Genomic DNA, 12,925 nt, shown 5'->3' with positions numbered 1-12,925 from the left:
AAATACTTAAAAAAAAGCCCGGTCTAAAAACCGGGCTTTTTACTTTTTAGCTAGCTTTGCGTTCGTGAGACTGGCGGTATTCCACCAGGTCTTCAATCGTCACAACAGCCATGTTGTGCTGGCGAGCAAAGGTGATGCACTCTGGCGCGCGCGCCATGCTGCCATCGTCGTTGGTCAGTTCGCACAGCACACCCGCAGGTTTGAATCCAGCAAGAGTAACCAAATCGATAGTGGCTTCAGTGTGGCCACCACGAGTTAACACGCCACCAGGCTGAGCGCGCAGCGGGAACACATGGCCCGGGCGGTTCAGGTCGCTTGGTTTTGCGCCATCAGCGATCGCGGCACGCACGGTAGTAATACGGTCTGCAGCAGAAACACCCGTAGTTACACCGGTTGCAGCTTCGATAGTCACAGTAAACCCAGTGCCATAAGCACTGGTGTTGTTCTCAACCATCATTGGCAACTCGAGTTGTTTACGGCGTTCTTCAGTCAGGCACAGGCAAACAATACCGCTACCGTGGCGAATGGTCAGCGCCATTTGCTCAACGGTCATGGTTTCCGCAGGGAAAATCATGTCGCCTTCGTTCTCGCGATCTTCATCGTCAAGAACCATAACCCCGCGGCCTTCACGTAGTGCTTCAAGAGCGTGTTCTACGCGCTGTGTAGGGGTGCCAAATGCAGAAAGGAGCGTCTGATTCATGGTAAAAAAACCTCATTAAAATTATGGTTACCAGAATCAGGGCAGTCTTAGGAGCTAAAAAAATAACGTGAGCAGGCTTAAAAGCTTGAGCTTAGTCGTTACTCTCTCCCATCCGGACTATAACCGTCGGCTCCGGAATTACACCGGATCTGCTGACCTCCAGAGTGCTCTGGAGCGCTCGCGGGCTTTCAGCGTTCGCTGATTTACCGCCGGTGGGGAGTTACACCCCGCCCTGAGAATAAGCAGACTTACTATAACGCCGATGATTTTCTCTGGCAACGGCAAACCTTATAACATTTCGGGTTTCTAACCAGTCGTGCAGGCATTACAATTAAGGCAGACCAATCCCGTAAGATTATGGAAGCCGCTATGATTGACCCGAAAAAAATTGAACAGATCGCACGCCAGGTCCACGAGTCAATGCCGAAAGGGATTCGTGAATTCGGGGATGATGTTGAGAAGAAAGTGCGTCAGGTTTTGCAGTCTCAGTTAACCCGTCTTGATCTGGTAAGCCGTGAAGAATTTGACGTACAGACTCAGGTGCTGCTGCGCACCCGTGAAAAACTGGCATTGCTGGAACAGCGTCTGACTGAGCTTGAGAATCGTAGCGTTCAGGCACCAGAAGTGGTTCCGCCGACCGAACCGCAGATGTAAAAAACGCCCCGAATTTGGGGCGTTTTCAATTATTCACAACAGATTATGCCTCGTGGCTTTGAATCTTCTTAATGATGTTTGTCGTCGAACAACCATCTTCAAAATTCAGCACCATCACTTCACCACCGTTGGCCCAGACCTCTTTACTCCCGGCAATATCATCCGGTTTGTAATCGCCACCTTTGACCAACAAATCAGGCAAGATCTCGCCGATCAAGCGTTGCGGCGTGTCTTCTTCAAACAACACCACCCAGTCCACGGCTTCCAGCGCTGCCAGCACGATCATGCGTTGATCCTGCGGGTTTACCGGGCGAGTTTCGCCTTTAAGGCGTTTGGTGGAGGCGTCGCTGTTAGCGGCCACAATTAAACGGTCGCCAAGCTTACGCGCATTCGCCAGATACGAAACGTGGCCTGCATGGAGGATGTCGAATACGCCATTGGTCATCACGACTTTCTCACCGCGCTTACGGGCGTTTGCAACAGCTACTTTCAACTCAGCTTCGGTCATAACGCCAAAGCCTGAGTCAGCACGGCCACGTACAGCGTTTTCCAGCTCAATTGGCGAAACGGTGGAAGTACCCAGTTTACCAACAACCACGCCTGCTGCCGCATTGGCAAAGTAGCACGCTTCCTCCAGTGAATTACCCGCAGCAAGCGTTGCAGCTAACACACCAATTACCGTATCACCCGCACCAGTCACATCGTAAACTTCCTGTGCCTGAGTCGGCAGATGGAATGGCTCGATACCAGGCTGAAGCAGTGTCATACCGTGTTCGGAACGAGTAATCAGCAATGCGGAAAGATCGTATTCAGCGATAAGCTTCATACCACGTTCTACCAGCTCTTCGTCGTTCTTACACTTGCCAACAACCGCTTCAAATTCAGAGAGGTTTGGCGTCAACAACGTAGCACCGCGATAACGATTGAAGTCCGTGCCTTTTGGATCAATCAGCACTGGCACATTGGCCGCCCGCGCAAGGCTAATCATGTGCTGAACAGTTGCTAACGCACCTTTTGCGTAGTCAGAAAGTACTAACGCGCCAATATGTGGCAGCGCCTGGCTAATACGCTCATGCAAAGGTTCCGGATCAACGCCTTCAAAGCCTTCTTCGAAATCAAGGCGAATCAGCTGTTGGTTGCGGGAAAGTACACGCAGTTTGGTGATTGTCGGATGAGTCGGGACCGAAACGAAATCGCACTTAACGTTAACTCCCGCCAGCGTCTGGCTGAGTGCCCGCGCAGCATCGTCGATGCCCGTCAGACCCACCAGGCGAGAATTTGCACCCAGCGAAGCAATATTCATTGCCACGTTAGCCGCGCCGCCAGGGCGTTCTTCAATATTATCGACTTTCACCACTGGCACCGGAGCTTCCGGGGAGATGCGGCTCGTAGGGCCATACCAGTAGCGATCCAGCATCACATCACCAACTACCATGACGCCTGCACGGCTGTATTCGGGCAGCGTTACTTTCATTCCTGACTCTCCAGAGAGGGATAAAATTTTGTCGCGGATAATATCACAATTAATCTTACGCGCGTGTTTGCGGCTCACTCAGCCACGTTTGCCAGCTTTTCAATACCTGCTCGCGCTCTTGGGTAAATGTATCCATTGCCACGTTTCCAGGCAGTTCTTGCAATGCCAGGTGATGAAGTTCATCGCGCAACGTGACATAAGCATGCGTCAGCGCTTTCACTTCGTCATCACTCATGATGTCGTTTTGCGCCATTAATTCCAGAATGCGCACATTGTCAGACCAACGCGTCAATTTTGGGGACTGTGACGCATAACGTAACACCAGATATTGCGTGATAAATTCGATATCGGTGATACCACCTTCATCGGCTTTAATATCAAAGCGTTCACGCGTTTTTCCACCCATGTGCGCGCGCATTTTCTCACGCATTTCACGCACTTCGGTCTGGAGTTTTTCACCTTCACGCGGCACACATAAAATATTGCGACGAATCGCATCGAACTCCTGCTTTAGCAGCGGATCGCCATAGACAATACGCGCACGTACCAGGGCCTGATGCTCCCAGGTCCAGGCTTCGTTTTGCTGATAATCAGCGAAAGCCTCGGTGGTGGTCACCAGCATTCCAGCTGCTCCAGAAGGACGTAAACGCGCATCGACTTCATACAAAATGCCCGATGACGTTCGGGTACTGAACAAGTGCATGATGCGTTGTGCGAGGCGCAAGTAGAACTGGCGACCGTCGATTTCACGTTCGCCATCTGTCATCACATCCGACGGGCAATCGTGCAGGAAGACAAGATCCAAATCGGAACTGTAGCCCAGTTCCCAGCCGCCGAGTTTGCCATAACCAACGACAGCAAACCCACGTCCTTCGCGGCTCTGCAAGTGTTTTGGCTGGCCGTATCGCAAGACCATTTGCGCCCAGGCTTGCTGCACGACCGCATCGATCATCGCTTCGGCAAGCCAGGTCAGATGGTCACTGACTTTCATTACCGGCAATGTGCCTGTAATGTCAGCCGCCGCCACGCGTAACAGCTGCGCTTGTTTAAACTGGCGCAACGCTTCCAGCTGTTGTTCTTCATCATCATCAGGAACGCGCAGCAAATACTGGCGCAGTTCATCACGATAGGCATCGGTGGCGGTCGGTTGGTAAAGGGTATTTGGGTCGAGCAGTTCATCAAGCAACAGCGGATAACGTGCCAGTTGGCTGGCAATCATCGGAGACGCGGCACATAGCGTTATCAGGTGCTTAAGTGCTCCCGGATATTCCGTCAGCAGCTCAAGATAGGTGGTGCGTGTGACAATGCCGAGCAACAGCGGCGTTAAACGGGACAATGGTAATGGCGCATCGCTGCGGGAACAGGCCTCGCACAGCAAACGTGGCATTAGTTGATCCAGCACCTGTCGTCCACGCGGCCCGATAGTTCGCTTGTCGGTATCCTGGCGGAAATCACTCACCAGGCGGAGTACTTCACCACGCGCTTGCGGCGTTAAATGCTCCAGCACAGGTGTATTCGCATCAGCGTCCAGCGCGTCCTGCCACAGCTCACGCCACGCTTGCGCGAGTGTATCTTCACCCGGTTCCGGTTCATCGTCGCCAATGAGCTCGTTAAATACCTGGCGCACAGCATTCATATGTTGTTGCAGCGTTTCTTGCAGTTCATCCCAGCTTTGCGCGTTCATGCCCCACGCCAGGCGAGCACGGTTCAGCTCATCGCCTGGCAGAGTCTGAGTTTGTTCGTCATTGATGCTTTGCAGCAGGTTTTCGAGGCGGCGAAGATATAAATAGGCCTCATTCAATTTGACGGCATCGCCTTCTGGCAGCAGGTGCAAATGCTCAATAGCTTCAAGGGTCGGCAGCAACGATCGTGACTGCAAAGAGGGCTCGCGCCCACCACGAATCAGTTGGAATACCTGGACAATAAACTCGGTTTCACGAATGCCGCCCGCGCCGAGTTTGATGTTGTCGGTCAGCCCACGCCGACGCACTTCGCGGGCGATCATCCCTTTCATATTTCGCAGCGATTGGATCACACTGAAATCGATGTAACGGCGGAAGACAAAAGGACGCAGCATGTTGCGCAGCTCCTGGCTCCACACATCGTCGTTATCGCCCATGATACGAGCTTTAACCATCGCGTAGCGTTCCCAGTCACGCCCTTGTTCCTGGTAATAATCTTCTAATGCGGCGTAGCTCACCACCAACGGGCCACTATCCCCGAACGGGCGCAGACGCATATCGACGCGATAAACAAAGCCGTCTTGCGTCGGTTGATCGAGGACTTTGATCAGGCGCTGGCCAAGGCGGGTGAAGAATTGGGCGTTATCCAGTTCACGGCGCCCACCCTGGGTTGAACCGTTTTCCGGCCAGGCAAAAATCAGGTCGATGTCGGATGAGAAATTCAACTCACCACCACCAAGCTTACCCATACCGAGAATCATCAGCGGTTGTGCGACACCCGCCTGGTTACACGGCGTGCCCCACTCGCGGCAGCATGCGGCATAGAGCCAGTCACGGGCGGCGATAATCAACGTTTCTGCAAGCACACTCAGTTGCTGGAGAGAGCTTTCTGTTGGCACCTGTTGCAATGCCTGCGACCAGGCAATTCTTACCATCATGCGACGGCGGAACAGGCGCAGCACGGTCATCAACGCGGGTTCACTATCAACCCCCTGCAACTCTTGCTGTAGCCAGACCGCGTAGTGCTGCCATTCGTCGGCAAGCGGCGCTGAGTGCTGTAATTCCTCGAGCCATGCGGGATGAGCCGCCATGCTGTCGCAAACAAAATCACTAAACGCCAGAACAGCCTGGGCCTCATGGCTTAGCGTCTGGCGGTCAATCTCTTGTGGCAGACGCGCCAGCGCCGCCTGCAAATGCTGCTGTAATAGTGGCGCTTGCGACATCATGGTCGTGTCCCTTAGAAACGGTGGTTACTACTTACCGCTATGCAGCCAGAAAGGGGCCTGCGAAATAGCTTCATTACGATAATGTTCGATTTCTACCTGCTGACGCGTTGCGATGGCGTGACGCAGCCCTTGCCAGTTGTCCAACCACGGTTGCGTTTTCGCATCTTCATAAACGCCAGCCAGCAGACGGATAGAGCCAGTTTCACGCGCCAGGCGCGGCAGTTGGTCAGCATAGCTGTCACCCAACGGGCGCTGGAAAGTTTCCTTCAGTTCTGCGGCGTGGCGCGAAAGATGGGTATCCGCAAAACGCTTAAACGAACCCGCCAGTTTGACGTTAGCTTTTTCGTCGGTGAATTTCTGCCATTGACGCCCTACCAACCACTCGGTCAGCGCCAGTTTGGCCTGGCTACTTTCCGCACTAAAAGCTAGTTCCTGCGCTTTGAGATCGGAAGCCAGCATCGTTTCGTAGGTTGCGGCCAGTTCACGGACTTGCGTGCTCGCCTTGCGTGGAATAATGCCGCCGAACAACGCCAGTGCATAGCGCACAAGGCCAACGGCTTCCAGAACCTGTGCTTTCGCTTTGCCGTTGCCACGCAACCACAGCTCTTCGTGGTATTGCCAGTGGCTAAGCGCCAGTTCCAGTGAACCTTCAAGCCCTTGTTCAACCGTCGCTTTCGGGGGAACGCGTAATACCGTTAACGGCTTAATTTCTCTTTCCATATTTCCCTGCATCAAATGGTATCCGCGCGCGGCTTTGCTCAGGCTACCCTGGCGTAAACCCGGTTGAGCAACCAGCTGCTTCGCTAAAGCTAAAACGTCTGCCGTTTCGCCTTCGAGTAATTCCAGTTCCAGCTCACACAGTGGCTCAGCCAGATCACCCGCTTTCACTTCCCCGAGATCCAGCGCCAGTTCGATACGGCTTTTGCCGTGGGTCACCACCCATTTTTCGCGGGCAAAATCAGTGCTGAAAAGTGGGTTTAAACGGGATTGCAAATCGTCCGGGGAAAGACCTTCAGGCCAGACTTCTTTTGGCAGCAGCGACAGGTCAAGTTCAGCCTTGCTGAGCTCAACATTATATTCGGGGCGCTGGTGCAGCCCGCCAGTGACACGGCCTGCGATTTTCATCGTCATTTCATAGCGACCATTATCGCCACGGATACGTAAGCCCATATCATGACGGCGCAACTGGTTGTCGGCAGTTTCATAATAGATGTTGAGCAACTGGCGGGGTTCACTATGCTGGCTTTCCAGCGAATTTAATGTGTTACGAATAGAATCCAGCTCAGCTGGATTAACAATAAATTTGAGTTCGATTTCCTGAGTCATCGTCTTTGTACTTTTAGTTGGGTTGCACCCGGTATATATACCTAAATAATTCGGATTGCAGGTGAGTGAGTACAACCAACACACCTGCAACTTAAGTATGACGGGTATATCCGGCGAACTTAGTCTCTTAATAGTGGTCAGTAGATAATATTTTTCGCCAAATTACCATGAGTGGCGCGCATTTTGACGTGCCATAAGCTGTGAGCAATTGGTCAAATTCACACCAGGATGATTCTCATTCAGGTTTACGGATTGCACCGTCAGACTGATGCCACTACTATCGTTCCACTATTTATGACAATAACGACGAAATCATGCACAAATTCCGCCTAATTTGCCTTACTTTGCTCTCCCTTAGCGTTTCTGTAGTGGCTCATGCCGATGAAAAACGTTATGTATCTGACGAATTGAACACCTGGGTGCGTAGTGGTCCTGGGGATAATTATCGCTTGCTTGGCACCGTAAATGCGGGTGAAGAAGTGACCTTGCTGCAAAGCAATGAAGAAACTAAATATGGCCAGGTGCGCGACAGTAATGGTCGCACCTCCTGGATCCCATTGGCGCAACTGAGCACCAATCCAAGCCTGCGTACGCGTGTGCCGGACCTTGAAAACCAGGTTAAAACGCTGACCGACAAGCTCACAAATATCGATACCACCTGGAATCAACGCACGGCTGAAATGCAGCAGAAAGTGGCGCAAAGCGACAGCGTAATTACCGGTCTTAAAGAAGAAAATCAACAACTTAAAAATCAATTGATTGTCGCGAAGAAGAAAGTTGATGCCGCGAATGTTCAGTTGGATGACAAACAACGCGCCATCATCATGCAGTGGTTTATGTATGGCGGTGGCGTCGCTGGTTTCGGTCTGCTACTTGGCCTGTTGCTGCCTCACATGATCCCAAGCCGCAAGAAGAAAGATCGCTGGATGAACTAATCTGCAACCCTGTATCCTACACTTACATATTATCGTAATTGGATGCAGGGGCATTAAAGCGTGAAGATTTATCTGGTCGGTGGTGCAGTACGTGATGGGTTGTTGAAATTACCGGTCAAAGATAAAGATTGGGTGGTTGTTGGTGCCACACCGCATGAGATGCTTGATGCGGGTTACCAGCAGGTTGGGAAAGATTTCCCAGTTTTTTTGCACCCTGAATCACGTGAAGAATATGCACTGGCGCGCACGGAGCGTAAATCAGGCCAGGGGTATACAGGTTTTACCTGTTATGCCGCGCCTGATGTCACGCTTGAGCAGGACTTGCTACGCCGCGATTTAACCATCAACGCGATTGCCCAGGACGAACACGGCGAATTTATCGACCCGTATAACGGGCGTGCCGATATCGAAAAACGCCTGCTGCGCCATGTATCGCCAGCTTTCAATGAAGACCCGCTACGCGTTTTACGCGTTGCGCGTTTTGCTGCACGTTATGCTCATCTTAATTTCCAGATTGCCCCGGAAACTCAGGCGTTGATGTCTGCGATGGCGGCGAACGGTGAACTTGAGCACCTCACTCCAGAGCGCGTCTGGAAAGAGACTGAAAATGCCCTCACCAGCCGTAACCCGCAGGTTTATTTCGATGTGCTTCGCAAATGCGGCGCACTGAAAGTCTTGTTCCCGGAAATCGACGCGCTGTTTGGTGTGCCCGCACCAGAAAAATGGCACCCGGAAATCGACACCGGCATTCACGTTCTGATGACACTGGCGATTGCCGCTCAACTTAGCCCGGACGTTGACGTGCGCTTTGCGACACTATGCCACGATCTCGGTAAGGGCCTAACACCAAAAGAGTTCTGGCCTCGTCACCATGGGCATGGCCCAGCAGGGGTTAAACTTGTCGAACGGTTATGCCAGCGTATGCGTGTACCGAATGAAATTCGCGATCTCGCTAAACTGGTTGCCGAATATCACGATCTGATTCATACGATTTCTATTCTACAACCGAAAACCATCGTCAAATTATTCGATGCCATTGACGCCTGGCGCAAACCGCAGCGCGTTGAACAAGTCGCGCTAACCAGTGAAGCCGATGCTCGAGGGCGAACAGGTTTTGAAGCCAGTGATTACCCTCAAGGCAGGTTGCTGCGTGCGGCATGGGCTGCGGCGCAAAGCGTCAGTAACAAAGAAGTGATTGATGATGGTTTCAGCGGACCAGCGATTCGTGATGAATTAACACGTCGTCGCATTGCCGCCGTGGAAGCATGGAAAAAAGAAGCGGGGTTGGTCACGCCATTACCATCTGCCAGCTGATGGCTATCTGCTACAAACAATAAAGCCACTCAATATGAGTGGCTTTATTGTTATTCAGTGACGAACTTTAGAAGAATACGAAATAAACCACTGCTGCGACCGCAAAGCGATAAATTGCAAACGGGATAAAGGAGATGCGTTTAATAATTTGCAGGAAGGTTTTAATGGCAATCAGCGCAACGATAAATGCGGTAATAAAACCGACGGCAAACATTGGCAAATCAGCAATGCTCAGGAAACCGATGCTCTTATACACATCCAGCACCGTGGCACCCATCATCATCGGCACCGCTAGTAAGAACGAGAACTCAGATGCTGCATAACGGCTAACGCCCATTAACATTCCACCTGAAATTGTCGCACCAGAGCGTGAAAAACCAGGCCATAACGCTAAGCACTGGAAGCAACCGATAGCAAACGCCTGACGATAGGTGATGTCATCGACTCCTTCAGCACGCGGGACCTTTGGTTTTAACAATTCGGCTGCAATCAGAAGTACACCGCCTACTACCAGTGCATACATGACGTTTACCGGATTAAATAACGATTTAATCATGTCATGGAAAACCAGGCCCAGAACAACCGCAGGCACCATTCCCAATAAGATATGAATCAGCGATAAACGCCCTGTTCCAGTACCTTCATGAGGCTGACGACCGAAATGAATACCGATAAGCCCGAACAAGCGACGCCAGAACATCACCACCACGGCTAAGATCGATCCTAGCTGGATAACCACTTCAAATGTTTTCGCGGTGTCACCTTCAAATCCAAGAAGATGGCCGACAATAATCATATGACCGGTAGACGAGACGGGTAAAAACTCCGTTAACCCCTCAACGACACCAAGAATCGCAGCAATAACCAACGAATGCAGATCGCCCATTAATAAATCCTCTAACCCCTAAAACAAACATAAAAAAAGCGGCGTCTGCCGCGAAAAGATGACAGTTATGACCAGGTTACACGCACTTGGTTTAACAAATATGAATTTATTTATTGGCTTTCAGATTACTGCCACGCTCGATGATGACCCCAACATTCGTCGCCTGAGCAACAGCACCTGGCTTGCTGACTTTTAAACGCACCCAGGGTGAGTTAAAGCGGCTTAACAAAAGCTGTGCAACCTCCTCAGCAACACGTTCTACCAATGCAAAACGGCCGCCAGATACGTGGCTGATTACCGCTTCGCTGACATCCGCATAGCTTAAACAATGAGTTACATCATCACTGCTGGCGGCCAGGCTATTATCCCATGCCATCTCGATATCAAATACCAGCTTCTGGGAGATGGTTTGTTCCCAGTCATAAACACCAATAGTGGTGATTACAGTAAGTTGCTCTATAAATACAATATCCATCACGCCCTGCCCGGTTTTTAGTCACGCCAGATACCACTTCTGGCGAAATATGCGTATTATCCACAGATGCAGAGAATACAACGACACTTTCAAAATGGAACAGCGTTATGAGTGCAATCGCGCCTGGCATGATCCTGCTTGCGTATCTTTGCGGCTCAATTTCTAGCGCCATCCTGGTCTGCCGAATCGCCGGTCTCCCTGACCCGCGAGAGAATGGTTCCGGCAACCCAGGTGCGACCAATGTTTTGCGAATTGGCGGTAAAGGTGCAGCCGTAGCGGTACTCATTTTTGATGTTCTCAAAGGAATGTTACCCGTCTGGGCGGCTTACGCGCTGGGTGTGACACCTTTCTGGCTTGGGCTTATCGCCATCGCTGCCTGTCTTGGCCATATCTGGCCCGTTTTCTTCAATTTCCATGGTGGCAAAGGGGTTGCTACAGCCTTTGGCGCTATTGCCCCTATTGGCTGGGACTTAACCGGCGTGATGGCTGGAACCTGGCTGTTGAGCGTATTACTCAGCGGTTATTCCTCACTAGGTGCCATCATTAGCGCACTGATTGCCCCGTTCTATGTCTGGTGGTTCAAACCGCAGTTCACCTTCCCGGTCGCCATGCTCTCTTGCCTGATTTTAATGCGCCATCACGACAATATTCAGCGTTTATGGCGCGGGCAAGAAACCAAAATCTGGAAGAAACTGCGCAAAAATAAAGACAAAAAAAAGGAGTGATACGTCACTCCTTTTCAAAAACTTAGTTATCTTTAGGCCGCTGGTAACTCAACCAATGGCCAGCGTGGGCGAACTGTTACACTTAATTCACCCGCTGTTCCTGCTTTCAAACGAATCATACCCGCGTAGGCAATCATCGCACCGTTATCGGTACAAAACTCAGGACGAGCGTAAAAGACTTCGCCACGGCGCTTAGCCATCATCTCTGCCATACGCGCACGCAGAGTGCGGTTGGCGCTCACACCACCAGCCATCACCAGACGTTTAAAGCCTGTTTGCTCCAGTGCACGTTTGCACTTGATTGCCAGGGTATCGACAACCGCATCCTCAAAAGCACGAGCGATATCGGCACGCGTTTGTGGGTCTGCTTCGTTGCCGCGAATAGTGTTCGCAGCAAATGTTTTCAGACCAGAGAAACTGAAATCAAGACCAGGGCGATCGGTCATCGGGCGTGGGAAAGTAAACCGCCCTTCAGTGCCCTCAGAAGCCATTTTTGACAACATTGGTCCACCAGGATAATCCAGACCCAACAGTTTGGCCGTTTTATCAAAGGCTTCACCTGCGGCGTCGTCAATTGATTCACCCAGAAGCTCGTATTGGCCAATGCCTGTCACACTAATCAGCTGCGTATGACCGCCGGAAACCAGCAGTGCCACAAACGGGAACTCTGGCGGATTGTCTTCCAGCATTGGGGCTAATAAATGCCCTTCCATGTGATGCACCGGTACAGCGGGTACATCCCAGGCGAACGCCAGAGAACGGCCAATTGTTGCGCCTACAAGCAGTGCTCCTACAAGCCCTGGTCCGGCGGTATAGGCAACACCATCAATATCTTTTGCTGTTAATCCAGCCTCTTTAAGAGCCGCCTGAATCAATGGCACGGTTTTGCGTACATGGTCACGGGAAGCAAGCTCCGGCACCACGCCGCCATAGTCAGCATGCAATTTCACCTGACTATACAATTGATTGGCTAACAAACCCTTTTCATCGTCGTAAATGGCGATGCCGGTTTCATCACAGGATGTTTCTATACCCAGTACACGCATGGCGTTCTCTACCTCAAAGTCTTGCGGCGAAGTTTAAGCCCCTGAGCGCTTATTGTAAAACTTTGCTCACATCCTGGGCGCAGGTGGTGTATAATCCGCACCCCTGGAAGATTCCGGCCTTAAAAGCCAGGTTTCTGGTTGTCCGGTGCTTTACAAAGCAGCAGTAGTTGCAGTAAAATTCCGCACCATTTTGAAATAGCTGACGCCTCAGTCAGCGGCAAACCGAATTTATCAAAGGTGAGAGTTAATGCCGGTAATTAAAGTACGTGAAAACGAGCCATTCGACGTAGCACTGCGTCGCTTCAAGCGTTCTTGTGAGAAAGCAGGTGTTCTGGCGGAAGTTCGTCGTCGCGAGTTTTATGAAAAACCAACGACTGAACGTAAACGCGCTAAAGCTTCTGCTGTGAAACGTCACGCTAAGAAACTGGCTCGCGAAAACGCACGCCGCACTCGTCTGTACTAATATCCTGGAGGTTTACACC

12 protein-coding genes and 1 riboswitch are annotated in these 12,925 nt (G+C 51.4%); of the genes, 5 read left to right on the top strand and 7 right to left on the bottom strand.

Annotation, left to right across the window (positions count from 1 at the left end):
• Positions 1-46: 46 nt before the first annotated feature.
• Entirely contained in the window at positions 47-700 is a 654-nt protein-coding gene (gene ribB, locus M979_RS20750; protein WP_034460824.1) for a 3,4-dihydroxy-2-butanone-4-phosphate synthase, read from the bottom strand.
• 96 nt (positions 701-796) lie between these two features.
• Positions 797-944, bottom strand: a riboswitch (FMN riboswitch).
• A gap of 125 nt (positions 945-1,069) precedes the next feature.
• Between ribB and ubiK the strand changes: the two genes are divergently transcribed.
• Positions 1,070-1,354 (top strand): ubiquinone biosynthesis accessory factor UbiK, encoded by a 285-nt coding sequence (gene ubiK / locus M979_RS20745; protein WP_034460823.1) that lies wholly within the window; start codon positions 1,070-1,072, stop codon positions 1,352-1,354.
• Positions 1,355-1,397: 43 nt separating this feature from the next.
• Here ubiK and hldE read toward each other — a convergent pair whose 3' ends face one another.
• From hldE to M979_RS20730, 3 genes are read right to left on the bottom strand one after another with little or no spacing between them, the layout of a single operon-like run.
• On the bottom strand, positions 1,398-2,828 hold the full coding sequence (gene hldE, locus M979_RS20740) for a bifunctional D-glycero-beta-D-manno-heptose-7-phosphate kinase/D-glycero-beta-D-manno-heptose 1-phosphate adenylyltransferase HldE (RefSeq protein ID WP_034460822.1): 1,431 nt from the start codon (positions 2,826-2,828) through the stop codon (positions 1,398-1,400).
• 55 nt (positions 2,829-2,883) lie between these two features.
• Entirely contained in the window at positions 2,884-5,733 is a 2,850-nt protein-coding gene (glnE, locus tag M979_RS20735; RefSeq protein WP_064556247.1) for a bifunctional [glutamate--ammonia ligase]-adenylyl-L-tyrosine phosphorylase/[glutamate--ammonia-ligase] adenylyltransferase, read from the bottom strand.
• A gap of 30 nt (positions 5,734-5,763) precedes the next feature.
• Positions 5,764-7,062 carry a CYTH domain-containing protein gene (locus M979_RS20730; RefSeq protein ID WP_064556242.1) on the bottom strand — a complete coding sequence of 433 codons (1,299 nt, stop codon included), beginning with the start codon at positions 7,060-7,062 and terminating at the stop codon, positions 5,764-5,766.
• Between the two features lie 314 nt (positions 7,063-7,376).
• On the opposite strand from M979_RS20730, the gene M979_RS20725 reads away from it, so the two are divergent.
• Together M979_RS20725 and M979_RS20720 are read left to right on the top strand one after the other, a co-directional pair.
• Entirely contained in the window at positions 7,377-7,997 is a 621-nt protein-coding gene (locus M979_RS20725) for a TIGR04211 family SH3 domain-containing protein (protein ID WP_064516062.1), read from the top strand.
• Positions 7,998-8,057: 60 nt separating this feature from the next.
• On the top strand, positions 8,058-9,311 hold the full coding sequence (locus tag M979_RS20720; protein ID WP_064556241.1) for a multifunctional CCA addition/repair protein: 1,254 nt from the start codon (positions 8,058-8,060) through the stop codon (positions 9,309-9,311).
• 67 nt (positions 9,312-9,378) lie between these two features.
• On the opposite strand, the gene bacA is transcribed toward M979_RS20720, so the two are convergent.
• Positions 9,379-10,197: an undecaprenyl-diphosphate phosphatase gene (bacA, locus tag M979_RS20715; protein ID WP_064556240.1), complete on the bottom strand. Its 819-nt coding sequence runs from the start codon at positions 10,195-10,197 to the stop codon at positions 9,379-9,381.
• Between the two features lie 106 nt (positions 10,198-10,303).
• Positions 10,304-10,672 carry a bifunctional dihydroneopterin aldolase/7,8-dihydroneopterin epimerase gene (gene folB / locus M979_RS20710; RefSeq protein WP_034460817.1) on the bottom strand — a complete coding sequence of 123 codons (369 nt, stop codon included), beginning with the start codon at positions 10,670-10,672 and terminating at the stop codon, positions 10,304-10,306.
• 107 nt (positions 10,673-10,779) lie between these two features.
• On the opposite strand from folB, the gene plsY reads away from it, so the two are divergent.
• Positions 10,780-11,397: a glycerol-3-phosphate 1-O-acyltransferase PlsY gene (gene plsY / locus M979_RS20705; protein ID WP_034460816.1), complete on the top strand. Its 618-nt coding sequence runs from the start codon at positions 10,780-10,782 to the stop codon at positions 11,395-11,397.
• Positions 11,398-11,429: 32 nt separating this feature from the next.
• On the opposite strand, the gene tsaD is transcribed toward plsY, so the two are convergent.
• The gene (gene tsaD / locus M979_RS20700; RefSeq protein ID WP_064556239.1) at positions 11,430-12,443 is read right to left on the bottom strand and encodes a tRNA (adenosine(37)-N6)-threonylcarbamoyltransferase complex transferase subunit TsaD; all 1,014 of its coding nucleotides are present in this window, start codon (positions 12,441-12,443) and stop codon (positions 11,430-11,432) included.
• Between the two features lie 247 nt (positions 12,444-12,690).
• Between tsaD and rpsU the strand changes: the two genes are divergently transcribed.
• Complete coding sequence (gene rpsU / locus M979_RS20695) at positions 12,691-12,906, top strand: 30S ribosomal protein S21 (protein ID WP_001144069.1); 216 nt, start codon at positions 12,691-12,693, stop codon at positions 12,904-12,906.
• Positions 12,907-12,925: the final 19 nt, after the last annotated feature.

The sequence above is a fragment of the Buttiauxella noackiae ATCC 51607 genome (assembly GCF_001654865.1).
Taxonomy (GTDB): Bacteria; Pseudomonadota; Gammaproteobacteria; order Enterobacterales; family Enterobacteriaceae; genus Buttiauxella; species Buttiauxella noackiae.
The sequence above is the reverse complement of the archived record's forward strand: the minus strand, read 5'-3'. Positions and strand labels throughout refer to the sequence as shown.

Coding starts and splice junctions, on each gene's coding strand:
- ribB (WP_034460824.1), bottom strand. CDS start 700: ATGAATCAGACGCTCCTTTCTGCATTTGGCACCCCTACACAGCGCGTA.
- tsaD (WP_064556239.1), bottom strand. CDS start 12,443: ATGCGTGTACTGGGTATAGAAACATCCTGTGATGAAACCGGCATCGCC.
- hldE (WP_034460822.1), bottom strand. CDS start 2,828: ATGAAAGTAACGCTGCCCGAATACAGCCGTGCAGGCGTCATGGTAGTT.
- bacA (WP_064556240.1), bottom strand. CDS start 10,197: ATGGGCGATCTGCATTCGTTGGTTATTGCTGCGATTCTTGGTGTCGTT.
- folB (WP_034460817.1), bottom strand. CDS start 10,672: ATGGATATTGTATTTATAGAGCAACTTACTGTAATCACCACTATTGGT.
- M979_RS20725 (WP_064516062.1), top strand. CDS start 7,377: ATGCACAAATTCCGCCTAATTTGCCTTACTTTGCTCTCCCTTAGCGTT.
- ubiK (WP_034460823.1), top strand. CDS start 1,070: ATGATTGACCCGAAAAAAATTGAACAGATCGCACGCCAGGTCCACGAG.
- glnE (WP_064556247.1), bottom strand. CDS start 5,733: ATGTCGCAAGCGCCACTATTACAGCAGCATTTGCAGGCGGCGCTGGCG.
- rpsU (WP_001144069.1), top strand. CDS start 12,691: ATGCCGGTAATTAAAGTACGTGAAAACGAGCCATTCGACGTAGCACTG.
- M979_RS20730 (WP_064556242.1), bottom strand. CDS start 7,062: ATGACTCAGGAAATCGAACTCAAATTTATTGTTAATCCAGCTGAGCTG.
- plsY (WP_034460816.1), top strand. CDS start 10,780: ATGAGTGCAATCGCGCCTGGCATGATCCTGCTTGCGTATCTTTGCGGC.